The organism is Bacillus pseudomycoides DSM 12442 (assembly GCF_000161455.1).
GTDB classification, from domain to species: domain Bacteria; phylum Bacillota; class Bacilli; order Bacillales; family Bacillaceae_G; genus Bacillus_A; species Bacillus_A pseudomycoides.
The window spans coordinates 2,742,832-2,768,771 of sequence record NZ_CM000745.1 but is presented as its reverse complement, the minus strand read 5'-3'; the positions used below and the strand labels follow the sequence as shown (position 1 = coordinate 2,768,771).

The 25,940-nt window shown below is 33.3% G+C and carries 25 protein-coding genes and 2 pseudogenes; 4 read left to right on the top strand and 23 right to left on the bottom strand.

All coding sequences use genetic code 11. From position 1 onward, the window contains the following. Nucleotides 1–54 precede the first annotated feature (54 nt). From BPMYX0001_RS13960 to BPMYX0001_RS13930, 7 genes are all read right to left on the bottom strand, one after another. On the bottom strand, nucleotides 55–402 hold the full coding sequence (locus BPMYX0001_RS13960; protein ID WP_033799005.1) for a DUF4260 domain-containing protein: 348 nt from the start codon (nucleotides 400–402) through the stop codon (nucleotides 55–57). Between the two features lie 130 nt (nucleotides 403–532). Next, nucleotides 533–1,204: an ABC transporter ATP-binding protein gene (locus BPMYX0001_RS13955; protein ID WP_003198455.1), complete on the bottom strand. Its 672-nt coding sequence runs from the start codon at nucleotides 1,202–1,204 to the stop codon at nucleotides 533–535. Next, the gene (locus BPMYX0001_RS13950) at nucleotides 1,204–2,268 is read right to left on the bottom strand and encodes an ABC transporter permease (RefSeq protein WP_003207595.1); all 1,065 of its coding nucleotides are present in this window, start codon (nucleotides 2,266–2,268) and stop codon (nucleotides 1,204–1,206) included. The genes BPMYX0001_RS13955 and BPMYX0001_RS13950 overlap by 1 nt, the downstream gene beginning before the upstream one ends. 131 nt (nucleotides 2,269–2,399) lie before the next feature. Then, on the bottom strand, nucleotides 2,400–3,023 hold the full coding sequence (locus BPMYX0001_RS13945) for a response regulator transcription factor (protein ID WP_050774412.1): 624 nt from the start codon (nucleotides 3,021–3,023) through the stop codon (nucleotides 2,400–2,402). Then, a complete protein-coding gene (locus BPMYX0001_RS13940) occupies nucleotides 2,992–4,578 on the bottom strand; it encodes an ATP-binding protein (RefSeq protein ID WP_006095447.1) in 1,587 nt (528 codons plus the stop codon). Before BPMYX0001_RS13940 ends, BPMYX0001_RS13945 begins: the two co-directional genes overlap by 32 nt. Before the next feature lie 78 nt (nucleotides 4,579–4,656). Beyond that, nucleotides 4,657–6,627, bottom strand: coding sequence for an FtsX-like permease family protein (locus tag BPMYX0001_RS13935; protein WP_033799004.1), 1,971 nt, complete (start codon nucleotides 6,625–6,627; stop codon nucleotides 4,657–4,659). Between the two features lie 23 nt (nucleotides 6,628–6,650). Continuing rightward, the gene (locus tag BPMYX0001_RS13930; RefSeq protein ID WP_006095445.1) at nucleotides 6,651–7,406 is read right to left on the bottom strand and encodes an ABC transporter ATP-binding protein; all 756 of its coding nucleotides are present in this window, start codon (nucleotides 7,404–7,406) and stop codon (nucleotides 6,651–6,653) included. A 151-nt stretch (nucleotides 7,407–7,557) separates the two neighbouring features. On the opposite strand from BPMYX0001_RS13930, the pseudogene BPMYX0001_RS13925 reads away from it, so the two are divergent. The 4 genes and pseudogenes from BPMYX0001_RS13925 to BPMYX0001_RS32680 form a co-directional block, all read left to right on the top strand. Then, nucleotides 7,558–7,914 (top strand): annotated as a pseudogene (locus BPMYX0001_RS13925) (DDE-type integrase/transposase/recombinase); the annotation flags it as partial. Between the two features lie 357 nt (nucleotides 7,915–8,271). Further along, nucleotides 8,272–9,579 carry a condensation domain-containing protein gene (locus tag BPMYX0001_RS13920; protein ID WP_006095443.1) on the top strand — a complete coding sequence of 436 codons (1,308 nt, stop codon included), beginning with the start codon at nucleotides 8,272–8,274 and terminating at the stop codon, nucleotides 9,577–9,579. A 194-nt stretch (nucleotides 9,580–9,773) separates the two neighbouring features. Continuing rightward, complete coding sequence (locus BPMYX0001_RS13915) at nucleotides 9,774–10,682, top strand: alpha/beta fold hydrolase (RefSeq protein WP_006095442.1); 909 nt, start codon at nucleotides 9,774–9,776, stop codon at nucleotides 10,680–10,682. A 65-nt stretch (nucleotides 10,683–10,747) separates the two neighbouring features. Further along, nucleotides 10,748–10,834, top strand: a pseudogene (locus BPMYX0001_RS32680) (IS6 family transposase); the annotation flags it as partial. Nucleotides 10,835–11,039: 205 nt separating this feature from the next. On the opposite strand, the gene BPMYX0001_RS13910 reads toward BPMYX0001_RS32680, so the two are convergent. From BPMYX0001_RS13910 to BPMYX0001_RS13840, 16 genes are all read right to left on the bottom strand, one after another. After that, complete coding sequence (locus BPMYX0001_RS13910) at nucleotides 11,040–12,416, bottom strand: sensor histidine kinase (RefSeq protein ID WP_006095441.1); 1,377 nt, start codon at nucleotides 12,414–12,416, stop codon at nucleotides 11,040–11,042. A gap of 1 nt (nucleotide 12,417) precedes the next feature. After that, nucleotides 12,418–13,089, bottom strand: coding sequence for a response regulator transcription factor (locus tag BPMYX0001_RS13905; RefSeq protein WP_003198595.1), 672 nt, complete (start codon nucleotides 13,087–13,089; stop codon nucleotides 12,418–12,420). Between the two features lie 234 nt (nucleotides 13,090–13,323). Then, nucleotides 13,324–14,010 (bottom strand): formylglycine-generating enzyme family protein, encoded by a 687-nt coding sequence (locus BPMYX0001_RS13900; RefSeq protein WP_006095440.1) that lies wholly within the window; start codon nucleotides 14,008–14,010, stop codon nucleotides 13,324–13,326. 359 nt (nucleotides 14,011–14,369) lie between these two features. Continuing rightward, nucleotides 14,370–15,617 carry a DUF1015 domain-containing protein gene (locus BPMYX0001_RS13895; RefSeq protein ID WP_006095439.1) on the bottom strand — a complete coding sequence of 416 codons (1,248 nt, stop codon included), beginning with the start codon at nucleotides 15,615–15,617 and terminating at the stop codon, nucleotides 14,370–14,372. A gap of 13 nt (nucleotides 15,618–15,630) precedes the next feature. Next, nucleotides 15,631–16,803: a phosphoglycerate dehydrogenase gene (locus tag BPMYX0001_RS13890; RefSeq protein WP_006095438.1), complete on the bottom strand. Its 1,173-nt coding sequence runs from the start codon at nucleotides 16,801–16,803 to the stop codon at nucleotides 15,631–15,633. 12 nt (nucleotides 16,804–16,815) lie between these two features. Beyond that, a complete protein-coding gene (gene serC, locus BPMYX0001_RS13885; protein WP_033799002.1) occupies nucleotides 16,816–17,898 on the bottom strand; it encodes a 3-phosphoserine/phosphohydroxythreonine transaminase in 1,083 nt (360 codons plus the stop codon). 207 nt (nucleotides 17,899–18,105) lie between these two features. Further along, nucleotides 18,106–18,297 carry a DUF378 domain-containing protein gene (locus BPMYX0001_RS13880; RefSeq protein ID WP_016115354.1) on the bottom strand — a complete coding sequence of 64 codons (192 nt, stop codon included), beginning with the start codon at nucleotides 18,295–18,297 and terminating at the stop codon, nucleotides 18,106–18,108. Between the two features lie 207 nt (nucleotides 18,298–18,504). Then, nucleotides 18,505–20,244 (bottom strand): tetratricopeptide repeat protein, encoded by a 1,740-nt coding sequence (locus BPMYX0001_RS13875; protein WP_006095436.1) that lies wholly within the window; start codon nucleotides 20,242–20,244, stop codon nucleotides 18,505–18,507. A gap of 25 nt (nucleotides 20,245–20,269) precedes the next feature. Then, nucleotides 20,270–21,214: an ATP-binding protein gene (locus BPMYX0001_RS13870; protein WP_033796253.1), complete on the bottom strand. Its 945-nt coding sequence runs from the start codon at nucleotides 21,212–21,214 to the stop codon at nucleotides 20,270–20,272. A 233-nt stretch (nucleotides 21,215–21,447) separates the two neighbouring features. Continuing rightward, on the bottom strand, nucleotides 21,448–22,164 hold the full coding sequence (locus BPMYX0001_RS13865) for an endonuclease V (RefSeq protein ID WP_006095435.1): 717 nt from the start codon (nucleotides 22,162–22,164) through the stop codon (nucleotides 21,448–21,450). A 137-nt stretch (nucleotides 22,165–22,301) separates the two neighbouring features. After that, entirely contained in the window at nucleotides 22,302–22,478 is a 177-nt protein-coding gene (locus tag BPMYX0001_RS35130; RefSeq protein WP_479682098.1) for a hypothetical protein, read from the bottom strand. Between the two features lie 169 nt (nucleotides 22,479–22,647). Next, a complete protein-coding gene (locus BPMYX0001_RS13860; RefSeq protein WP_033799001.1) occupies nucleotides 22,648–23,337 on the bottom strand; it encodes a hypothetical protein in 690 nt (229 codons plus the stop codon). A gap of 71 nt (nucleotides 23,338–23,408) precedes the next feature. Then, complete coding sequence (locus tag BPMYX0001_RS13855; protein ID WP_006095431.1) at nucleotides 23,409–23,933, bottom strand: hypothetical protein; 525 nt, start codon at nucleotides 23,931–23,933, stop codon at nucleotides 23,409–23,411. Between the two features lie 54 nt (nucleotides 23,934–23,987). Next, complete coding sequence (locus tag BPMYX0001_RS13850) at nucleotides 23,988–24,506, bottom strand: SecY-interacting protein Syd (protein WP_018783292.1); 519 nt, start codon at nucleotides 24,504–24,506, stop codon at nucleotides 23,988–23,990. A 148-nt stretch (nucleotides 24,507–24,654) separates the two neighbouring features. After that, nucleotides 24,655–25,002, bottom strand: coding sequence for a DUF2185 domain-containing protein (locus tag BPMYX0001_RS13845; protein ID WP_006095429.1), 348 nt, complete (start codon nucleotides 25,000–25,002; stop codon nucleotides 24,655–24,657). 213 nt (nucleotides 25,003–25,215) lie between these two features. Then, nucleotides 25,216–25,659 carry a hypothetical protein gene (locus tag BPMYX0001_RS13840; protein ID WP_033799000.1) on the bottom strand — a complete coding sequence of 148 codons (444 nt, stop codon included), beginning with the start codon at nucleotides 25,657–25,659 and terminating at the stop codon, nucleotides 25,216–25,218. Nucleotides 25,660–25,940: the final 281 nt, after the last annotated feature.

The following is a 25,940-nucleotide window of genomic DNA, read 5'->3' as shown; positions in this document are numbered from 1 at the left end:
GCTTGGTACATAAAAAGATTCATATGTATTATAAACGTTTATTCCTACTGTATTTTATAACTTCTGAATATGCGTATCCTTAAAATCCGTTTGATATTTAAGACCACATCCGAACAGACGATCCATTCCAATATGAGCTGTCCAAATTAAGCCGATCATAAGAGTCACATCTGATTTTAGAAATAAACCGATCAAAACCAGTAATATTGATACTATGTAAGTATGAAACAGGTTATAAATCTGCGCACCAATACGATTATTAATAAGATATGCTAGCATTGAAACATCAGGTACTAAAAGCAACAAGAAGAATATTAACCAGCTAAACTCATTTAATGCATATATATAAATGGTCGCTATTAAGACAATAAGCCCTTCCATACGTATGATTTTTTTCTCCATATTTTATCCTCCTCCCTTATAAATAACAGAATAATAAGACTATTATAACATTTAATTCCAAAACCAGTCTAAACGAATTATCATGTACAAAAAAGCACAGGAATCCACCCTGCGCTTTTTCTTATACTACCTATACTAACTTTCCGTCACGTAATGTTAAGATGCGATCACATACATCCAGCATTCTTTCGTCATGTGTAATCATAATCGCTGCTTTTTGACTTTCTTTTACTTCTCGTTTCATCATTTCGACAACTTCGCGCCCACGTTTTGAATCAAGGCTTGCTGTTGGTTCATCCGCTAATATTAAATCTGGATTATTCATGAAAGCACGAGCAATTGCAACCCTTTGTTTTTCTCCGCCAGATAATTGATTTGGATAATGATTTTTTCTTTGAGATAATCCAAATGCAGCTAACAAATGATCCACACGCTTTTCGGATTCTTTTCGGTCTTCTTTCTTTAATTTTGCAATGTAGAGTAATTGTTCCTTTACATTTAAATAGGGAACAAGATTTGCAAACTGAAAAATGAACCCGATTTTTCTTAAACGAATATCTGTCATTTCCTTTTCTGATAAACGCGTAATATTTTGTTCACGAATGTAAATGTTTCCTTTTGATGGTGATAATAACGCACCAGCAATTGATAACAAAGTACTTTTCCCTGATCCAGAGGGACCAACAATACCGATAAACTCTCCCGCCTTCACATCAAGTGAAATTGGATGTAGAGCAGTTACTTCGGTATTTCCTTCTCCGTACACTTTACTTACTTCCTCTAATTTTAATAATGAAGTCATTACATGCCACCTCCAATTGCTTCTAGTGCATCAACTTTTAACACTTGATATAAGGAAATAAGTGTTCCTAGAATACTAATGACAATAAAGATTCCTGCATATTGGCCAATCATTGTCGTTGTTAATAAAAATGGCATGCTTTCTGGCAAAATCTTTTGCAATCCTTCTACTAATACAATACTTATCCCCATTGCAACAACAGATAAGAATAATGCTTGCACAACTAAAGTATTTGCTAAATACGAATTTTTCGTTCCAATTGCTTTTAATACACCTAATTGCTGCGTTTTTTGTAATGTAATGACATAGAAGAACACACCGATTAATAAAGCAGCAATCACAAGCAAGAACGCAATAATCATTGTTAATGTTCCTTGTTCTTCTTTATACCCTGGAATACTTTGAAGAACTTCTTTTTTCTCAATCACATGTGCATTTTTCACTTCTTTATCAGTACGAAGTGCAATTGCGCTATAATCCTTTTGATTTGGCTGCGCAATTTGTCCCCATACATCTTGATTCACATAAACAACAGGTGTGTGACTAAACATTTGATCTTTCGTAAAGCCAACGATTTTGAATTCCTTTTTCGAAACTGGATCGATAATTGTATCGCCAATATCTATGCCTTTTTCTTTAATCGATTCGTCAGCAACCATTTCATCTTGTGCTGTTCCTAATGCATTCCCTTTCACAATCTTTGGTTCCAAGAACGTGTCACGTTCACTTGCAAAAATTGCAATATCAACCTTTTTTGAACTATCCTTCTTTTCATACGTAGAAACCTTCACATGAAATGGCACAGCATCTTTTGCATCTACTTGCCCTACTACATCATCCACATCTTCTTTCTTTATTTGTGAACGGAGTAATTTATTTTCTGCATCATCTGCTAATACAAATTTTGTTGCATCCATATTTTGAATTGATGATGCATTATCATACGATAAACCATTTGCTAATCCAGAAATCACAAGAACTAAAAATGATAATAAAATCATGATGAGCCCGATTAATCCATATCTTAATTTTGATTGTTTTAATTCACGCAGAGCTAGAAACATTTCGCTCGCTCCTTCCTATTTCTTTCTATGTGCTCATCTTAAAAAAGAAATATGAACGGAATATGAACAAAAGATTACAATCAAAAATTTACCATTGAATGAAATGTATTGGATTCAAGCCCATAGTTTCATTAACGATTTCTATAATGAGGTTGAATATATCCTAATTGTATTCCTTTTGTTACAGCTTCTAATGAAGATGAAACATCCAATTTATCAAACATATGTTGAATATGGTTTGAAATTGTGCGTTCACTAGCATATAACATAGTAGCAATTTCTTTACGCTTATATCCACCACATAGTAACTGTAAAATTTGTTTCTCACTATCGGTTAATTCTTCAACATAGTCCATAGACATTGGAAAATAACAAATACCTTCGTTAATTTTAATTAAAATTTCCAACAACTTATCTGGCATAATATTTTTATTAATAAAGCCACTTACACCAATTTTTTGAGCTTCATATCGATAAACAGGCAAATCATAGCCTGTTAATATAGCTATTTTCGTGTCACATTTACTATCTAAAATAGTTTTTGCTATTTCTAAACCATCTTCGCTACTAATATTGCTTAAATTTATATCTACTAAAATAATATCTGGCTTAAACTCATTAATGATTGTGATAACATTTCCAACATTTTGTAATGAATAGAATTCATCTATCTCAGGATAATCTTCTAAAGCTATCTCCAAACTTTTTGAAAACAAAGCATGGTCATCTATTAATAAAATATTGATAGGAATCATCTCCTTTCATAGGAATAAAAATATCAATACATAAACCAGAAGGATTACATTCTGAAATTGTCATGTTACCGTTTAACAAAAACAGTTGTTCTTTAATCGAATTCACCCCCCTATGTTCATTAGGAATATGCTTCTCATTTCCCATACCTATCCCATTATCTTTTACTATAAGCTCTATTTTGTTATTTTCTTGTGTCAAACTCAAAACTAACTTAGAACATTTAGAATGTTTGAACGCATTTGTTACTAATTCTTTTAAAATTCGATATATAACAAGATTATAAGGTTCAACTAAGAATAAATTATCATTACAATTAAAAGATATATCAATATTTTTCATTCCGTATTTTTGCTGGATCATCTCAAGCAGATTACTATAATTCTTTTTTAATGTGAGTGTCTTTAATAACGTTGGGTGGTATTCTTGCATTTGTACACGTATAGACTGGTTTAAGTCATCTAGCGTTTTTACTATCATTTCATGAATTTCTTCTTTATTAGATTTATTCATCATATTTTTAACTGCTAATATATCTTGTAATATTTCATCATGCAGATAATCAGAAAATTCACTTTTCAACCTCTCCTCTTTAGCTATCTGTAAAAGATTTTGAACGTAAGAGCTTTCTGGCAAGGGTTTAGGTTCTTCTGCATCCACATTTAAGATCGTATCTTTTATGTCTTGAAATAATAATGTGAAATAAAGAAGAACAAACCAAAAAATCGTATGTATAATGACAAAATAGGTAATCATATTAAATTTAAACAACAGCCCAAGCGAACTAATAAAAACAATAAAACATAAAAACATGAATATCATTTTACCTTCCTTTAAAAGAAAATATTGCTTCATAAATGTATGGCTTTTAAAAGCAATCGCATGAATACTAAATAAGGGTAGCAGGATCACGATATACCACCCTAAATTACTTAAATATTCGGGGCTTCCTGCAAACAACATAGCATATACAATAAAGAGAGCGATAAGAATAGCAACAGATTTAAATAACTGCTTTTTTTCGCTTTTGAAGATAAATTTAATTCGTTCTCGATTTTTCAAAAACAGAAAAATAATACAAATAAAACTAAAAATCCATTGACATGAAAATAGAGCGGCAAATATTTTATCGTTTGTCAATTTCGCAACCAATGTTAATACACATGTAATCTTTAAAATCCAGTCTGTCTCTTTTTTATAAGCATAAATAGAATCTTGGAAAAAGAACAAAAGCAAAAATTGTACTGTCTTATATAGAATTACTACACTAAGTAGTATACTTAGTGTATAAGAAATTTGACTCCCGTTAAGCGTAAGTAAAAATTGCCATGAAGCAAAAAATAGCAATTTGGAGAATTTTGATAGCGTGTTATTTTCTTTTATGTTTACAAAACTAATATATGCCCCATATATGACCATTATTGTTATAAACGTTAGTGGAAGTAACTTTGCTGTTCCTGCAATCTTACCTTGCAAAAATTCATAGCATAAAAAAATAATCATACAAAGTTGATTCATTAAAATAAAGATTTGTTTTTGCTCATAGTATTTTTTCATAGACTCACTTACCTTTACTAGATTACATACAGATAAAGCTGATGTTTGTTTATTATCATCAGCTTTATCTGTAAATTTTTACTTTTTATCGTTAAATATAATTTTATAGCATGCTCTTTTTGTTAACAAATAATAAATGATATAAACCACAGTAAAAATAATTAATGCAAAAAGAATAGGTAATATAAAGGCACTACCTTTTCCTAATAAATCGTCCATTAAAGCAGTTTTGTATGCCACCAGTGCAAAAATACTATGCGCTGCCCCTAATATATAAGGGATGCTAAATAACGTAAAGATTTCTTTTCTTATTATCCTTTTTATCTTTTTCTTGTTATATCCCATTCTTTGTAAAATTGTAAATTCATTTTCATTTGACATTATACTCGAAAGATTATGGAAATAGAGTATGCTACCTGTTGCAATAAAAAAGATGATAGTGACAAAGCTAATGAGCAGGAATGTTGAGCTATTCTGCTGGATAATGTAATCATTTTTTTGATAACTACTTGTAAAATAGATATTATCTTTAAATAGTGGAGCTAAGTTTTCATAAACTTCTTTGTTATCTCTCATATCTGTTCCGTTAATGCTCATCATAGTCTTTTCTGGAAGCCCTAATGCTTTTATTTCTTTGTAAAGTTTGTCAGAAATAATAAGGGTTCCTACACTATTCGCAAATCCAATTGGGTTAAGTAATGTAGTCTCTTTCACTTTCACATCCACACTCTTTGTAGATGTTAAGTTCAAAGTATATGTATTCTCTTTATCTAACTTTTCTTTTTCAGGCCTATATTTCACTAAAATACTTTCATGTTTAGCTAAATTCTCAAATTCTACATTTTTCCCTTGAAAATTTATTAGATCCCTGTAATCCGACTCAGAGATTAGATCAAATCCATGTTCTTTCTTCATACTATATTCTTTAGGCAAATTTTCAGAAGAGGATGCTCCTTGAATAATAGTCGTTTCTTTGTATTTCATGTTTTCTTTTCCGACAGTATCTTGCACAGCTTTAATTGCTTTATTAGCCGATTCTTTATCTTCCAACGGGAACTCAATAGCTGACGGTACGATACGTTCTGTAGCAGCAATTGGATAGTAAAGCGTTAGTATAGTGGCGCCAAATATAGCCAAAGTTCCTGCAGCTAATAAAGTTAACAAAATTAAAGTCTTTGCCTTCGAACGGATTTTAAATATAAAGTTTGGAATGATAATAATATTCGATTCCTTATAAAACCATTTTTTCTTTTTCTTCAATTTTTGAATAGCAAAAGGTAAAAAGGAGTGAATAAAGAAGATTGTCCCTAATACCACACTTAACATTGTTAAAAGTGCGATTGGTGAAAACCCTATCGTTTTCCACAATGATTCGGTTCCTCTTATAATATCAATAGCTAAGAAATAGCCTACCAAAATCAAGAATAGTCCTAATAGGGATAAAGCTGTACTAACTTTCATCTGCTTTTCTTCCTTTTTCTCCATACATACCAAAGTAAGTAAGGAACTTTTTCGAAGGATTATCCAGTTTGATAAGAATAAGACAGTCAAAACAGCAAATATAAAAATAAAAGTGAATAGTACCGAATCAAGATTAATTAATGGCACTTCAGAAGTATTAATGTTTAATTTTAGTACTTTGACTATCACCTCAATAATTCCTTTATGAGCAACAGCACCCAGCACGATACCTACAATTAGAGCAGTAAAAGAAATTATAATATTTTCAAAGGTTAATAATTTTACCATGGTTGACTTTCGATACCCCAAGAGCGAATAAATTCCCAGTTCTTTCATTCTTTTTTTCATAAAGAAAGTATTGGAGTATGACATATAGAATAGTACAAATGCCATAACGAAGATTGCCACCGTTCTCGACATTGTTTCTACTCTACCATCAGACGAAATCTTTTCCATGATAATATCGTTCATGGAAAAAGAAATAAAGGCGAAAAACACCATCAAAACAAAAGCCACTGAAACGAAATAGAACGAATAGAAGGAAAAGTTATTCTTCAGATTCTTTGTTGCTATTGTTAATAATCCCACAGTCATGCCTTCCTTTCACACTCTTAGTTATATCGATTTTCATCAATTTTTGAGATTTCCTTTAATATCTCTTCAAAAAATTCTTTTCTACCCTTTTCGTTTCTTTTTAATTCTTTCAAAATATTCCCATCCTTGAATATTAAGATTCTACTTGAAAAACTTGCTGCATAAGCGTCATGGGTTACCATCAAAATTGTTGTATGAAGATCCTCATTAGCCTCTCTTAACTTTTGAAGCAGCTCTGTTGCAGAGTTTGAATCTAACGCGCCGGTTGGTTCATCTGCAAATAATATACTTGGCTGTTTCGCAATGGCTCTTGCTGCCGCAACCCTCTGCTTTTGTCCTCCAGAAAGTTGACTAGGGTACTTTGATAATTGTTCGAATATGCCAAAACGCTTTGCTAAACTTTCTATAGTCGATTCGATTTCGTTTGGAGATTTGTTTAACAGAGTAAGTGGCACAGCAACATTTTCCTGCACCGTTAAACTATCAAGTAAAAAATACTCTTGAAAAATAAAGCCTAAATGATCCTTCCTAAAATCCGCAGTTTTGTTAACATTAAGTGTTTTAATATTGACACCATTTATCAAAACATCTCCATCTGTCGGTGTATCAATAGTTGATAGTATATTTAATAAAGTTGTCTTTCCAGATCCTGAAGCACCCATAATACCAATAAATTCACCTGATTCAATATCAAAAGATACTTTATTCAGTCCAGGCAATTGATTCTTATTGTAAATTTTTGTAACATTTTTTGCGGATAATAATATATTCATCCTATTTGCTCCTTTCAATTTATTGATATATTAATTTTATTCTTCAATATATAAAGAAGCATGAGTAAAAAACGCAATCTTCTACTTACATTACAAATTCACTTTATTTGCCCTCCTGTTTAGCTGTCCCCTAGATAATGAACACTTTTAAAAAGTTGCCTATGCCTTCATGAAAAGATTAGTAAAACATTTTGGAGAACCAACTGTTCTCACTACAGACAAAACACCGGCATTACTTTGCGCATTTAACAAATTAAGAAAACAAGGATTTTATCAAACTACAATCCATTGTACAATCAAGCATTTAAACAATCTTATTGAACAGGATCATAGGCATGTAAAGAGACGTTTTGCTAAATCCGCAGGATTTCAAAATCTTCGTCATGCTTCACGTACGATAAAAGGTATTGAAACCATTCATGCTCTATATAAACAAAGGCGAAGTCTTCAAAGAGACTCCGCCTTTTCAACGTACAATGAACTTCAACAATTACTAGCTACTTCTTAAACATTGCTCCTCATTTACCAACCTGTTTATGCTTTTTTCAAACTTTGCAACAGAACCACTCGTTTGGTTTTTTTGACAATATCCAAACGTTATTATAAAATGTTTATATATGTGTAAACGAAATAAATTTATGTTTATTTATATTCATAAGAGATAGGAAATGTTAATAACAATAAAGAAATGGGTATACCACCAACAAAGAGCTGCAAAAAGAATGGAACCAGTACGGCAAAGATGCTTTCATGATTGACATACTAGAAAAATAGAAAAGAAGAATTATTAGCTCTTGAAGAAAAGTTACAACCATATGGAGAACGGGGTTATAACCAAAAATAGTCTTAAAAAGGGGAGAAAATTATGGAACAAAGAAAGTATCCAGTAACACCTCAAGATCGAATGAATTATATATTAGGTCTTTATTCGGCAAATCAACAAATTAATGCAGTTCTTTATTTTCCTGTAGGTATATCAAAGAACATACTTGAACAATCAGTAAGGATAACGTTACAATTGCAGCCGGTTTTGAACAGCCGTTTTGTAGAAAGTGATATTCCTTACTGGGAGGAACATTCATCTGGTACTAACTCACCTATTTGTCTTTTTGCAGAAGGAAATGATCAAGAACTTGAAATGATGGCAATAGATTTTATTAAGGAATCTGGAGATCGTATTCAGGGGTCTATGGTTCAAACAAAATTATTACGAGGCACTACAACAAATATGTTAGTGGTGAAATTATCCCATCTATGTTCAGATGGTGCAGGAGTCAAGGAATATATTAATTTGTTGGGAGCAATTTATACTCAACTTTACCTGGGAAAATCTAAGGATCAAATTATAAAGGAATTTGGTGAGGGGAATGAGAGTTTTCGTGATCAATCACCTGTTTTCAAATATGCTGGAATACCAGACGTAAAAAGTGCCTATCGTCCTAACCAAGAACAACAGGCATCGTTATGGTCTTTTCCATCTCAACCGAACAAAAATATATACCCAAAAATGTCGGTACGGCGGTTGAGCCATGAGCAAACTCTACGTCTAATCCAATGGACAAAAGTACAACAGGCTACCTTGAATGATGCAATCATGACTGCATACTTCCGAGCTTTATCACGTTTCACTGTGTATGCAGAACCTCGCACCGCAGAAAAAATGATCGGTTTAACAATTGATTTACGCCGATATCTTCCTAATCATACAACTGGTGCTATTTGCAACTTATCCGGTATGGAAATGCCAGTGATTAAAATGGAAGATGATGAATCATTTAATCAGACTCTAGCTCGAGTCAAACAATCAATGGATAAAATAAAATCTCAAAATCCAGGTCTTTCTTCAGCAGCAGGAATGGAGCTACTGGCAGGTATAAAGCTATCTGCGGTGAAAGAAATGTATAAGCAGCAATACGAACAGGCTTTACAGATGGGGATGGCATTGCCGTTACTTACAAATTTCGGGGTGATAGCAGATGAACCTATTAAGTTTGGTGAAGTTCAAGCTGAGGACGGGTATATGACATCACCTATTATGTATGCACCATTCTTTACAATGGGGGCAAGCTCTTATAATGGAAGACTTACATTTACGATTGGTTATCATACGCCGGATACATCAAAAGAAAAAGTAGACCAATTTTTAGAAAGTGTGGTTAATCAACTATCATAATTGTAATAATCATTACGTAATAGGGGTATCACCCCACGCCCAACAAGCTAAGCTTGTATAAGTTTAATTTTACGTGAGATTTTTCTTTTTTCTAAAAGAGAGTTTTGGCTTAAAGAAGATAAATTTTTAATGGATTATTGCCATGAATATATTGATAAAGTTCATCAATATATTTGTAGAAAGGAGGAATTAAAATGAAGAAAGATGATAATAAGATTGGTCACTTTACATCTGAAAAAGGAAAGGAAGACTTTCAAATTGCCTACGATGAATCAATGGCACTTCTTCCAAAGCCTAACGATACGAGAGATATAAAAACTAAATATGGCACAATTCGTGCTTATTACTTTACTAAAGAGGAAAACAAACATAAGGAACCAATACTCTTACTCCCTGGACGTGGTGCATCTACTCCAATGTGGGTACCCAATTTAGAAGGGCTAAGGGAGAAAAGGCCTGTTTACACGATAGATTTACTCGGTGAACCTGGAATGAGTGTGCAAACGAAGGTGATTGAAAACCAAAAACAACAAGCAGAATGGTTAAATGAAGTAATTGAGGGATTAGGTTTAGAAAAAGTGCATATCGTGGGTGTCTCCATTGGTGGTTGGACAACAATGAATTTGGCCAGATATAATCCAGAGCATATTGCTACGGCTAGTTTATTGGACCCAGTCTTTGTATTTGCGCAAATGCCCATAAAGATGATTCTAGCATCTATTCCAGCTTCCGTCCCTATTGTACCTAAGTTTATAAGAGAAAAGATGTTAAGCTATGTATCTGGAGGAGCAGAAACAAATGACGATGAGCCTATCGCTAAATTAATCGAGTCGGGTATGCGTAACTATAAACTTAAAACGCCAGCGCCTGATCTATTTAGTAAAGAAGACTTAAAAAATATCAATGTTCCAGTGCTTGCATTAATGGCTGAAAAAAGTACAATGCACAATTCAGTAAAAGCAGTTGAAACTGGGAAAAAATATGTTAAAGATATCGATATAGTTAACTGGAAAAATGCATCTCACGCAATCAATGGTGAGTTCTCTAACGAAGTTAATGCCAGGATCCTTGATTTTGTAGAAAAACATTCTAATGACAACTAAGTTGAAAATGGAAAACATGTTGTAATAACAACTTTACATTATCACTTTCATTTTTCATAATCGGTATAAAAAAGGGACAGATTGATTTACGGAATCATTCTGCCCAAAATCAAAAAGAGTTCATCCACAAAGTGTTTGGACTTATAGCATAAAATACGATTTCACTAGGAATCTACTATTATCCGCGTTCTTCTTCATATATTTGCACCAGAACCGAAAATGACGTACCCATTTCCAAATGGCTACTTCCAACAATCTACCTCAAATGATTTACATATTTTCTTTTAACATTTTTATCATTTTATCTTATAAAAAAAGACTGATTTAAAGATTTCCTCTTCAAATCAGTCCTTCTCATCATTTCGGTAATTCAATTCGAAATGTCGTACCTTCCCCTCTTATACTCTCCACTGAAATTTCTCCATGGTGCAGTTCAACAATTTTTTGCACAATGGATAAGCCTAAGCCACTTCCTTCCACATTACGAGCCCTCGCTGTATCCACCTTATAAAACCGATCAAAAATCCGCTCTACTTCTTCTTGCTCCATACCAATCCCGCTATCTGAAATTGAAATCACTACACTCGCTTCTAATTCTTCTACGGCAAATCCAATCGTTCCACCACTATCTGTAAACTTAATACTATTTGTAAAGATATTTGTCCAAACTTGATGAAGTAAATTTTCATCGCCTCTTACATTTATGCTAGGTACGTCAAATTCAACCGCTATGTCTTTTTCACGCCATTTCCATTCCAACATAAAAATGACATCTTTCATTTGTTTGTGCACATCAAATTCTTTTATTTGAAGAACCTTTTCCTCTTTATCTAAAGAAGCAAGCGTAAGTAACTGCTTACATAAACTAGACATCCGCTTACTTTCACCCTCAATAATTTGTAAATAACGTTTTCTTTCATCTTCTGTCATCTTTTCTGACTGTAGAGTTTTAGAAAAACCTTGAATCGAGGAAAGTGGAGATTGAAATTCATGAGACACGTTAGAAACGAACTCTTGTCTCATTTGATCTAACTCTTTTATACTTTTTGTCATTTTTTTAAAACTCGTAGATAATGTTCCAATCTCATCTTTTCGCCCTTCTTCTAATTCAATATCATATTCACCATTCGCAATTTTTTGCGTCGCTTTTGTAAATATGCGAATCGGACGAACGATATACCGCGCTGCGATTGCAATAAAAACGATACTTAATACAACAATAAATCCAAGCAATACCGCTAAGAAAATCCTCATTTCACCGAATTGTTGCTGAATATCAGGACGAATAAATAAGGCATATTGCTTATCACCATGTTTCAGCGGAACCCCTACGCTATTAATTAATTCATTATCAAAAAAGCCTGTTATAAATAGACGAGTTGGATAGGTAGAAACACCATTGTATGTTTTCCCTTGTAAGACTTTGTCAATGGTAGCATCACTAATCTTTATAGTCCGAAAAGCATTTCCAATTCGTTTCCCCTGTTTTTGATCATCTACTACATAAATCTCATAACCTAATTTCGCAATAGAATGTAAATACTCATCCTTATTTTCCTCAGTCTGTTTTTCATATAAATGTTTTACTTCCTCAGCGTAACGTAAAATCTTTTCACTATTATACGGTTTTAATTTCACTTGATAATAAACATTGGTTAATAAAAAACCAATGATGCTACTAAGAAGCATAATCCCAATCGTAATCAATGCAAATCTAGAATAAAGTGACTTCATCTTATTTCAGCTCCAACTTATAACCAAGTCCACGTACCGTTTTAATTTGAAAATCATCTGTTCGTTTTGAAAAACGATCTCGAAGACGTTTAATATGAACATCGACTGTCCGTTCATCTCCTTCAAAGTCCATCCCCCAAACAAGTTCAATCAACTCTTCTCTTGAAAACGTTCTTCCAGGATACCCTGCAAGTTGTGATAACAATTCAAATTCCTTTAAAGGAAGTAAAATCGTTTGGTCATTACATTTTACCTCAAAGCTTTTTCTATCAATCGTTGTTCCGTGAAGCGTGATAACGTCCGCACTCAGCATTTGATAACGACGAAGTAAAGCTTTCATACGGAAAATAACTTCCGCCGGTTCGAATGGCTTTACAATATAATCATCTGTTCCTGAAATAAATCCTTTTTCTTTATCCACCAATTGATCTTTAGCAGTTAATAAAATAACAGGTATATCATGATACTTTCTAATTTCTTCGCACAAAGTATATCCGTCAATAAATGGCATCATGATATCGACAACGGCCAGGTGAATATTTTCTTTTTCTAATATGGATTGCGCTACCTTTCCATCCTCAGCTTCAAAAACTTTATAGCCTTCCTTTTGTAAGTGGTAATGTAATAATTCTCTAATATGCCCGTCATCATCCGCTAATAAAATATGTATCATATTCGTTAAATCCTTCCTTGTTTATCCTTCTACACTATTACATTAAGAAACAATTGTGTTTTTTGCAAGAAAAAGCCCGCATTTAAAATTAAATATATACAAATATTAACAAATATTACAAATGAAAGCCTGCACCTTCGATTACTAAGTAATTTTCGATACAGGCTTTTTTATTTAACCCTAGCTCTCCGTTCGTTAAGCTGTAAAACCCGAAAATCCGCTTGTTTGTAGGAGCTAAAAAGACCGAGCAAGACGGAATCCAAGGTCCTCAATGTAAAATGTCGGATGGCTACGACGACGACACGAAGCCCCACACCCCCTGGCCTCTTCAGCCCAGCTACCTCCTCGGAAAATTCGGTAGGATCCGTACACTTGTTCATCATATAAATCAAAGCACCACTCCCAAACATTCCCTAACATATCATATAGACCCCATGCATTCGGTTCCTTTCTTCCTACTTCATGGATTTTGCCCCCTGAATTTTCATTGTACCAGGCAATCTTATCAAGCTCTCCATATCTATAACCAGTAGTCCCTGCTTTACATGCATATTGCCACTCTGCTTCTGAAGGAAGTCGATAACCGTCAGATTCCCAATTACAAATAATGTTTTCACCATCATTACTTATAGAATAACACTCTTTCAGTCCAGCTTTCTGTGAAAGTAGATTACAAAAAGAAATTGCATCATTCCAAGAAATATTAACAAATGGTTTTAGATCTCCGTCAAAAGAATTGGATGACTTATTTGTAATAGCATAGTATAGATCCATAGTTACAGGATACCTTGCAAGAAGAAACGGTCTTATTTCAACTTTCCATTTGCTTTTTATTCTATCGTCTCTTAATTCTATTTCTCCCCCTGGAATTTTCACCATCTGATTGTCAATGTAACTCATTATTTCATTTGACACTCCCATTTCCTCCTAACAATCTTAATGCCGTAAATTTCATTACATCTAGAACCATTAGATCAATACAAAAATCATGTTGTTTTTGTAGATAACTACCTGTTATCCATTCATACAGCACAGGTACTACACTATAGAAGATGAAAATGGATAGAATGTGTTCATACTATTTTATGGTTGGAAGAGGAATTTCAATCAACTACGGTACTTTAGAACCTATCCCTTAATTGAAGAAAGAATAGTGTATAGCGTATTTTCATAAGTCGTCAATTATTACTATGTATCTTTAATTTGTACTTATAGTTTAAAAAAGATAGTAGGGATATTTAATCCTTACTATCTTTACTCCTAATCTTATGTCTTTTTGTTTAATTTAAAGAATGTATGAAAAGCCCACTACGAAGCTTCGGTTCAAACCAAGTGGACTTTGGTGGCATAACTTCCCCCGCATCAGCAATTGCTAATAAATCTTCCATTGATGTAGGATATAAAGCAAACGCTACTTTATAATCACCACGATTTACAAGGCGCTCTAGCTCCTCTAAACCTCGAATACCACCAACAAAATCAATGCGGCTATCTGCACGTGGGTCGTGAATTTGTAATACTTGACTCAATAAGTGATCTTGTAAAATAGAAACATCTAAACGTTTTACAACATCATAGGCATCAAATGTTTCTTCTTTCACAGTTAGTTTATACCACCCCTGATCCAAATACATGCCAAATGATTTTGGTTCAGTTGGTTTATATGGAGATACATAAGCTCTTTCTACATAAAAATAGTGTGAAATTTGCTGTAAAAATTGGTCCTGTGATAAACCATTTAAATCTTTCACAACACGATTATAATCCCAAATTGATAGTTCATCATGAGGGAATAAAACAGATAAAAAGAAATTAAATTCTTCTTCTCCTGTATAGTTCGGATATTGTTCCCTACGCATTAACCCAACTTTCACAGCAGATGCTGATCGATGATGTCCATCTGCAATATATAAGGAAGGAATCTCTTCGAATGATTCTACTAATGCAGAAATCGCATCAATTTCTGCGATTTTCCATATTACATGCTCCACACCGTCATCTGCAGTAAATTGATAAATTGGCGTGTGATTTTTTTGCCACGTTGCAATTAACTTTGTTACGTCTTCTTTCGCACGATATGTTGAAAAAATTGGACCTGTATTCGCATTACATATATCAACATGACGAATGCGATCTTGTTCTTTTTCATGACGGGTCCGCTCATGCTTTTTAATTGTATTATCAGTATACTCATCAATTGATGTACAAACGACAAGTCCAGACTGCGTTCTCCCTTGCATTGTTAATTGATAAATATAAAGACATGGCTCTTCATCTTGAATCAATACTTCTTCTTGCATTAAACGTTGTAGATTTTCACTTGCCTTTTCATATACACTGTTATCATATGGTGAAACAGCCGGATCTAAGTCTATTTCAGCTTTATCAATATGCAAAAAGGAATATGAGTTTCCCTTTACAACTTCTCTTGCTTCTTCACTATTTAACACATCATACGGCAGTGCTGCAACTTGTGCAGCTTTATCAGATACTGGACGAATTGCCCTGAATGGTCGAATTGTCGCCAAATCTCTCTCTCCTTTATACAATCATTCGAACAGCTACTACACCTGTGATTTTCTTTATGTTTTCAACTACATTTTCTTTAATTATATCATCAATTCCATTATCGATATCAATCATTGTATATGCAAAAGAGCCTTTACTACGGTTTATCATATCAGCAATATTAATATGATGTTCCGCTAAACATCCTGTAATTTGCCCCACCATATTCGGAACGTTTTGATGCATAATCGTAATTCGTTTCTTTCCGACATAAGGAAGTTCTACATTTGGATAATTTACTGAATTACGGATATTTCCTGTTTCTAAATAGTCTCGTAATTGACGAGCAGCCATAACTGCACAATTCTCTTCAGATTCATACGTTGAAGCTCCAAGATGGGGTGTTGCCGTTACATTTCTCATTTTTATTACATTTTCATTTGGAAAATCAGTTACGTAATGATTAATAATCCCTTCTTCTAAAGCTTTTGCTAACGTAACTTCATCCACAAGTTCTCCTCTTGAGAAGTTAAAGAGACGGACACTTTTTTTCATCGTTTGTATAGCATGTTCTCCAATTATCCCTCTCGTTTGATCCGTCAGTGGAATATGCAATGTAATATAATCACATGTTGCAAAGATTTCATCTAAACTAAATGCACGTTGTACATGTGTTGATAAGCGCCATGCTGTTTCAACAGATATATATGGATCGTATCCAACGACGTCCATACCAAGAGATAATGCGTCATTTGCGACAAGGGCACCAATAGCACCCAGTCCAATAACACCAAGTCGTTTTCCCGCTATCTCTGAACCAACGAATTGTTTTTTTCCTGCTTCTACAAGCTGCGGAACTTCTTCACCTTCTAATCCCGCTGTCCAACCAACCCCACTTATAATATTACGTGATGACATAATAAGACTGGCAAGAATAAGTTCTTTCACTGCATTCGCATTTGCCCCTGGGGTATTAAAAACAACGATACCTCTTTCTGTACAACGTTCTACAGGAATGTTATTTACACCAGCTCCTGCTCTTGCAATTGCCTTTAAATCTTTTGAAAATTCTTCTTGATGTAAGGAAAAACTTCGAAGTAGTATACCATCTGGATGTTCTAAGCCTTCTCCAACCTCATATCGCTCTCCACCAAAAATTTGCAAGCCCTTTTCAGCAATCTGATTTAATGTTTGAACGCGAAACATTTCCCCATCTCCCTATCTATTCTCTAGCTCAAAATCCTTCATGTAATCTACTAATTGTTGAACACCTTCTACCGGCATTGCATTATAAATACTCGCTCGCATGCCACCGACTGAACGATGGCCTTTTAATGTAACAAGCCCTAGTGTCTTAGCTTTTTGTAAAAATTGCTCATTTAAATCATTGGATGGTGTTGTAAATGGAATATTCATAAGCGAACGATATGCAGGATCAACCGGTGAAGTAAATAATTTTGATTCATCTAAGAAATCGTATAGAAGAGCTGCTTTTTTTCTATTTTGTTCTTCAATCGCGGATACGCCGCCCTGCTCCTTTAACCATTCTAATACTAGCTTCGTCACATAAATACTAAAGGATGGTGGTGTATTATATAAGGAATTATTTTTACTGTAAGTTTCATAGTTTAACATTATCGGACAAGAAGTATCCGCTTTACCAATTAAGTCTTTTCTAATAATTGCAATTGTTAGTCCTGCTGGTCCTAAATTCTTTTGTGCTCCTGCATAAATGAAACCAAATTTCTCTATATCGTATTCTTCAGATAAAATATTTGAAGACATATCAGCAATAAGTGGAATATTCTCTAATTTCGGCAATTGAACATATTTCGTTCCTTCAATCGTATTATTCGTTGTTATATGTACATAATCTAGTTCTTTCGGAATCATTGAAACATCAACATGTGGAATCGTTGAAAAATGATTTTCTTCCGATGAAGCAATAACTTCTACTTCTCCAGTTTTCTTAGCCTCCTGTAAGGCTTTCTTAGACCATGACCCTGTAAGGACATATCCAGCTCTTTTATGTTCATTCATTAAATTTAATGGAACCATTGAAAACTGTAACGATGCCCCTCCCTGTAAAAATAGCACGTCGTAATTCTCAGGAATGTGCATCAATTCACGAAGCAAGCTACTTGCTTCATCTATAATATTTTGAAACTCTGAAGACCGGTGACTCATTTCAATAACAGACATGCCTGTCCGGTTATAATTCAAAAGCTCCCTTTGCACTTTTTCTAAAACTGGCAAAGGGAGTATAGATGGTCCTGCCGAAAAATTGTAAACTCTCTCCATCAACTGTATGACCTCCCTGTTTCTATATTTATTAATTTTTAAACTTTCTGAATTATAACCTATATAAAATATACGGTCAATTTGTTTTGCTTTATTAGGGTGCAAGACGCAATGGAACCGTTTGCAGATGCATTTACTTTTATAAACATACAAAAAAGTGTTAAGCATTTTATCTCGCTTAACACTCCATTCATAAATTTATAAGAGCTAATTGTCCGTAAAGAACCGATCATAAATTTGATAAAGAGCAGAAAGACCAAAAAGCCAATAAATGGTATCAACAAGAGCTGGTGTAGAACCAAACCATTTCTCAACTACATTATAATCCAGCGCAACAAACAACCAATTCAAACCGCCAAGAATCACCAGAATTACTGTAAGGTAAGACAAAAACTTCATTATGATTGCCCCCTAGGTGATAAAATGGTGAAAGGCCTTTCACTAAAATATATGTAACAAATCAAAAAACTTTCTTATTTTTTAATTAAATTTATCACACATTAACGGGCAGTAATATCCCTTCCTCAACATTCAGCAAAAACTAAAAGGAGGACATTTGTCCCCCTTACTTGTTATATAAAAGCAAACAATGTAACCTATATGATTTTATTTTGTTCCTACTGCAATACCTTGTGTATCAATTTTCGTAATTAACTCATGATATCTCTGCATCTCTCGCTCACTATTATCCCAACTTTCACCGTAAATGTGACTTATTTTTGTTGCTCGGATTTCTAAAAGAAACGAGCCCTCCTCATCTTGCAATAATACATATGTAATTGTTCCTTCTTTATAAAATTTAGTTGAATGTGCATTTTTTAATTTCTCGACACTAGGTTGGCCAACCTTTCCCATCACAACTGGAACATAACCTTCTTCAACAAATTGCTGAAGGGATTTCTCACTAAAATCACTTCTTTTCAATGAATATAAAATAGATTCCACCGTATACTTATTGAATTTTTCTTTTTGTTCTTCGAGCGCTCTATCCTGATATTCAACAATCGATTGTTTTGTTTCTTGGCTGATATGTGGCGTTGTATTTCCGGTTTCCCTCTGATACAGGTTGTATAATTTTTCAGCGCGATAAATAAGAGTAAAAGAGAAAATAATGACTAGACAGATTCCCCATTTATTATACCGTGGAGATTTAATATCTGAATACGATTGAATTTGTTTATGCTCTTCAGACGATAATTGTGATCGAGCAACCGTGGGCGCTACCTCTGCGACTTGTTGTTTTTCAAACATGGCTTCTTTTCCCCAAAAACTTGCTAATTGCGACTCAATCTCTTCTGGTGACAGCTTTTGTGTCGATACATTTACAGGCTCTACTTTCCCAACTTCACGTTTCATTTTAGAGATTTCTCGATCTCTAATAGATTGATTCTGGCGCAGATTCGTTCTCCAATCTGAAGGCATACTTAGTCCAGCTTCTTTATATATCTTCCCTTTAATGATAGAAGAAACAAGACACATCACAAGAACAACAAAATAGATAATACCTGCATACCCTCCTATCACATATATAGGAAGAATAAGCCATCCAATAAAACTTAATACGATTAAAAAAGTATACACATACCGATTTAGATCATATACAAATCCAAATAACGAGCAAAATTTAGAAAAAGCTCGTACTAAAATTTGTGAAAATCCCATAGTAAAAGCACAAAATTTATTTTTCGTTACAATTGTATCTTTATAAATCCCTCTAACATCTTCATCATTTGGATCTAGTTTCATCGCAGTTTCAGCTAGCATTCTTGCTTTTTTAAAATTCCTCTTCTCCTTCGCTATACTTGCAAAACAGAAAAGATTCGTTATATTTTCTGGATTTAATTCTAAAGCACGCTTTTCAGCCTTTAATCCCTCTTCTTTTCGTTTTGGGAAATGTTTCAAAAGGATATAAGCATACCTACCTACATACGTTTCATTTTCAGGGTCTAATTCCATCGCCTTTTCTAGGTAAACAAGTACATTCTTCATTCCTTCAAGATGCATGACAGCTTCGCTCATATAGAAATAATATGGTCCCTCTTCAGGGGAGTTTCTTATACCAATTTCCGCTATTTCTCTTAATCTTGTAAAATTACTTTGCGCAGTAAAAATATCTAATCCTGCTAAAAGAACAAATTCATTTAAGTGATCTAATTTAAGCGCTTCTTCTATATATTCACTTGCAATATCACTTTCATGAAGCCCATAGAAATATACATAGCTTAAGCTGAGATATCCATAAACATCTTCTGGATCTTCCCTAACCATAAGTTCCGCTTCTTCTTTGGCACGCTCAACATCACCAAGTTTCAGCAAATAATAAACCCTTCTAAAATTGTCTTCCATTCCCTCATCCCCTGCTTCTTACCTGCTATTTCAATCTGTGTTCTTTCATATAATCTAGCACTTTATCAAAATCCTTATTCACATCGCTAAATGTCGCATAATTTTTTGCTGTTGAAAACCAATCTAAAGTCGTTGGCTGACGTTTTTTCATCGCTTCTAGCAAGTCTTCATTTGAAAGAGGTTGTAATTGCCCTGTTTCAAATGAACGCTGAATCGCTTGATTAATCGCATCCTCAACTAAATATGTTAAATCGGCACCCGAAAAATGCTCTGCATACTTTGCGACCAAGTCAAGCTGTAATTCTGTTTTCGGCTTATCTTTTGTTTTCAAATCCAGGATTGTTAATCGTTCCTCATAAGTCGGCGGTGCAACAAAAACAAGAGAATTAAAGCGTCCTGGACGGCGCAATGCAGGGTCAATATACCATGGTGTATTTGTTGCACCAATAATATAAACTCCTTCATTAAAAGAATTACTTCCATCCATTTCTACTAGCAATTGATTTACTAGTGTCCGCTGATGATGAGAACCCATTTTTTGTCTATTCCCTCCAAATGCATCTAATTCATCAATAAACAAAATACATGGCTTTGTTCTCCGTGCTTCCTCAAAAATCTCATGTAAATTTTTCTCAGACTCACCCGTCCACATAGAAAGTATAGCCTGCAGTTCCAAATGAATAAAATTCGCATCAATTTCTCCAGCTACCGCACGTGCTAAAAATGTCTTCCCGCAACCAGGCGGTCCATAAAATAATAAGCTTCCACCTGTTTTCTTACCAAACGCTTGAAAGTATTCAGGATTTTTAATTGGCATAATAAAATCCATATTAATTTTCTTCTTAATCTCTTCCATTCCGCCAACATCGGCGAAAGTCATTTTACTTTCTTCAACTTCCACCATTCTATTTTGTTCTCTATCAAAAGAAATCACCTTAATTTTTTTGCGATATTTCTCCATTTCATCCATCTTCTTATCCATTCCCCTCTAAATAAACACTTTGATTCTAACTAATGTTGTCATGGTTTTTGTAGAGTGAATCTCTCCAAAAACACCATAAAGAATAGCTAATACAACTCATTATTATAAAAATGAAATATTCCAAAAAACATCATAGCAAATAAAGTTTTTATGCGTTGTCGTATTTCGTCGAATACAACAAAAAAAGGGATCATCCTCCTATCCCTTTTTACATAGACCTATCATCTATCATTTTCCCTCTTGTCTCTTCTCACCTTATGCGTTTCTAAATCTGCCAATCTCACTGGAATTGGTAATCTACTTTCTTTCCCGATTAAATTCGATACAATTTGAATACTCGTATCTAAATCGATATTATTTCCACAAGAAACAAAAATAGGTTTTACATTCTCCTTCGTTCTTAAAACTCTTCCATATACCTCGTCATCGATCATAATATCACTAAAAGTAAACGCCTTATTCTCTGGCATGATAAAATCAACATCTTTAATCTTAAGATAACTTTTCGCTACACCGATTGTAGGTTTTTGTAAGAAAAAAGAAGCATGTGTCGCAATCCCCATATGTTTATAGTGTAAATAGCCATTTCCATCGAACATAAATATATCTGGATTAGAAGTAAGCTTTTTGGCTGCTTCTATTACTAAAGGCAACTCACGAAATGCTAAAAAACCTGGTATATACGGTACCGTTACCTCCCCATAACTATAGACCTTCTCCACTTCCTTCTTCGTATGATACTCAATAACAACAATACAGCAAGTTCCATAGTGCTTATCATCTTTTTCCCAATAAGCTAAATCTACTCCAGCTATTAAACTTACATCTTCTAGATGAAAGTTATTTTTCAATTCAATTCTATGTATCAATTTATCTTGAATTTCAGAAAATTCTTTTTCTGAATGTAGATGAAATGAATGTACTTCTCTAGCTTCCATGTTCTAATCCCCTTTTTATTATCATTTATACGAAACAGCTCCTATGTATTTCATTTCATAAAGATTTTCATTTTTATTTATTATTTCGCCGCTGTATTCATAGTTATATATCATAATAATTGTGTTGTATTTCATCTCTAGTGTATTCGCAGCAAATATCTTTTCATCTGTGGTATCACAACTTCTTCATAAGAACACCCGGTTAGTAAAGCTTCTAGATTATCACTTCGCTTTAAATAAAATTCTTTTTCAATAAAGTCCTCATCAATATCATACATACAAATATGAAAGTCTTTTATAAATGGTGATGCTATGGAATCACCATCATCTGTATATTTTATACTGAAATAGTCCTCTAAAAAATCTTAAGATTCCATGTTTCCTAGCCATAATGAGACCACACCTTCTTTTTCCATGCATACAAACTCCATTCATATATCGTTTTTTTCAGTACACAAAAGTAATTCTTAAACTCTCTACATACTACGTTTCAAAACCGGTTACTATCCATTCATCTACTAGATCCCAAAAATCAACATTATATTTTGGCTGATTGTTTGCAAACCATAATGTAGCTTTATCATATTTGCAATTGTTATAATCAATAGCTACATAACCGCCCGCTCCACTTTTAAAAAATCCAAAAGTTGTTTTCAAATCAATTTGTAAGTTCTCCTCTAATTCTTCAATAATTCCCCACTCATCATCATCAAAATAAGTAACACATTCAAAAGGCACTAATCCCATAGCACCGCTCGCATAATAATAAAAACCATTATGAACTTTTTCATAAAACTTTCGAACTGAAATGGGAATTCTATCCCATGAAACTTCTAGCACTTTATTATGAAATGTATCCATAGGATTTCCTGCTTCATAATACACTATTTCACCATCCGACGTCTCCAGTATATATAACATCGAATACATGCCGTTATTTTCTATTAACTCCACATTGAAAAGGTGCTCTTCCAAATATGAGATTGTGTTTCTTAATTCTTTCCCTACGTATGTTCTCCAAATCTCTAAAACCATTTTTATTCTCTTGTTGCTATCGTGTTCTTTAAAAATTTCAAACCAAATACTAGGTATGACCTTATTATCAATTTTATCTATTGATTGAAGCTTTACATTTCTTTTATATTTTCTTAAAAATGCAAGTTTTGGTTCCATATAGCCGTCCCCTTTCATTTCTACTTCTCTAAAGTAAAAAAGTTTTCACCACCAAATTCAAAGTAATACATTTAAACTAATCTATTCAATTCTAACAGTTTATACCACTCATCCTCTTTACTTCCAATGGGATTCCTTATTCCACCCGCTTCAACAAAAGACAGGCCGATATCAATATATTTGCTCCCTAAAAAATAATTTTCTAAAAAACTGCTAAAATCACCGTATGATTCAATAACAAAATTTTGATCAATTAAATTTCCAAACAAACAAGATACTTCTCCATCAATTTTATTAATAAATAATGGATAATTTTCTACCGTTCCTATACAAATCCATTTATCAGCACCATCTAGCATATCTTCCACATAAAACTGAATACTTTTAAGTCTTTGATGGCCGTATATAGTAATTACTCCACCATTCAATATTTTGTATTTTCCTGCAATAAAATAATAATCTTTTAAAATATGATCTTCTAATTTTTCATCTATTGGGTTTTCTTCTTCCACAATTTCACCAATAATCAAACAGAATGGATCATCACCTAAAATATTTTTGACTAATTCTATTTTTTCAAATACTGATTTGCTCATATCCTTTACCTCTTAACTTATATTTCAAATTGAACCCTATATTATATACTTTCATTAGAGCATTGAAATGAGTTCTGCTAAACTATTACTAATAACTTCAAAAGTCCCCTTTTCATAATCTTCTATCTTCACTTGGCCATTTTCATTATCTACAACTACCAAAAGCCCGTTACATTCCATACCTATAGGAATATTTTTCAACTCATTATGGTGCGCTTTTTTATAATCTTGTAAAAAGGTATAAAAATCTCGAAGTTCAATTCCTGGTATAACAGGATTTAGCTCTATGTTATACTCTAAATAACTACCTGCTAAATCTAAAAACCAGTAGGAATTATAATATTCTTTAATCGAATGATGTAATTGTACTGCTAATTTCTTTTCTATATCAGAAAAGTCATGAAATAAATCTTTTTCTATAGGCTTCCAAAAAATATATTCCTCTGCATCTGGTTCCCCTACATATATAAAAGAATCTGCTTCTTCTATCCATACGGATTTTGGTAATGAATGATTATAGTTTTTCCATTCCTTAAATAATTTATGAAAATACTGCTCCATTTCTCTTTTCATTTTCACTTCTCCCAAACCATTATCTATTCCCTACTTCATACAATTCACTAATAAATTCAGTACAACTTCGTGTAGCATAATATACATTTTCTCTTTGTACAGAATCTATCTGGCTACAAGTTATTATTCCTCTTTAGAGTATGTTATTTTAATGGTACAAAAACTCGATAACTTCTTCTGTTATATTATCAATAAAATAATATTTTCCATTCTCTACAACTAATTGTAGATCACTTCCAACCGGAAAGGAATAAACCGCTAGAATAGCAGGTTCAATTTGGGCTACTGTATTAAAATCACATACTACTAAGTTATTCGGAACGTTTACATAATCATCATCATCAATATCCGAAAAAAACCTCCAGCCATTATCAACGCTAGTCACAGATTCATCTCTAACCAACCATTTTAATTTTCCATTTCCATCTAAAATATTTTTCGATACGATACAGCCACCTGCATTTTCGATAAATTCCGACTTTAAGTAATTAGACATATTTTCTCATCCCTTCTGCAGTTTCTTTTTATGATTTATTCTATTCCATATATTTCATTGATTGTTATGTAACTTGGATTCTTTCAACCTTATATAACTAAATGAAAACTATCTACAATTTTATACGTATTTCCGTGTTTATTTGATTTTTCAAAACTAAATGCATAGTTACAATAAGAAAATCTATCACTATACCTTTAACTATGGTAAATTCTATACACTCTCATCAATAATTTTGAAACCACTATACTCAATTAAAGCTCTAAACACATCGCTCCCGCCGTATGGCCATCCATAAGGATAAAAATCAATTCTTCCAATATTGTTTGTTGCCTTTTCACATGAGACTAGTTCATATTCCCCAGAAGCAAATGCATCAATCATAGATTCAAAGTCCCATGGAGTTCTCAGTTTAGGATCTGTTAAGCGTTTTTCTACAGGGGTTTGTTTCCATAAAATCTGGTAATGATGTAATTCTTCTTCCGTCGGCCACCAAAACTGTTTTAATGTATCTTCTTCAAAATAATCTAACCACATAGAATCACTACAATCTATCATCTCTTTTTCTTTCTCTTCTTTAAGATTGTAAAAAAATTCTCTTAGTCTATGAAAACAAGACTCTTTATGTATTACAAATTCAAAATAACAATTGCTCATGTACTCACCTCTATATATGTATAACTATGAAACTCTCTTCCCAAATTATAACATTCCATAATTTAATTATGGTACACTGTCGTTTTATAAGAAAGCTATTTATGATACGAAAAAGACTCTTACAAACGTAAGAGTCCTATAAAGTACAACTTTCATCAGTGAGTTTTTTCTTCATCCCCCACTGTTGGTTAGATGAACCAATCAGGCTTTTACGGGCAGTTATCCCTCACCTATCTTCCTCATTCCTCTCTGAAGCTTTAGGTGGGGTCTTCTTTCCCGTT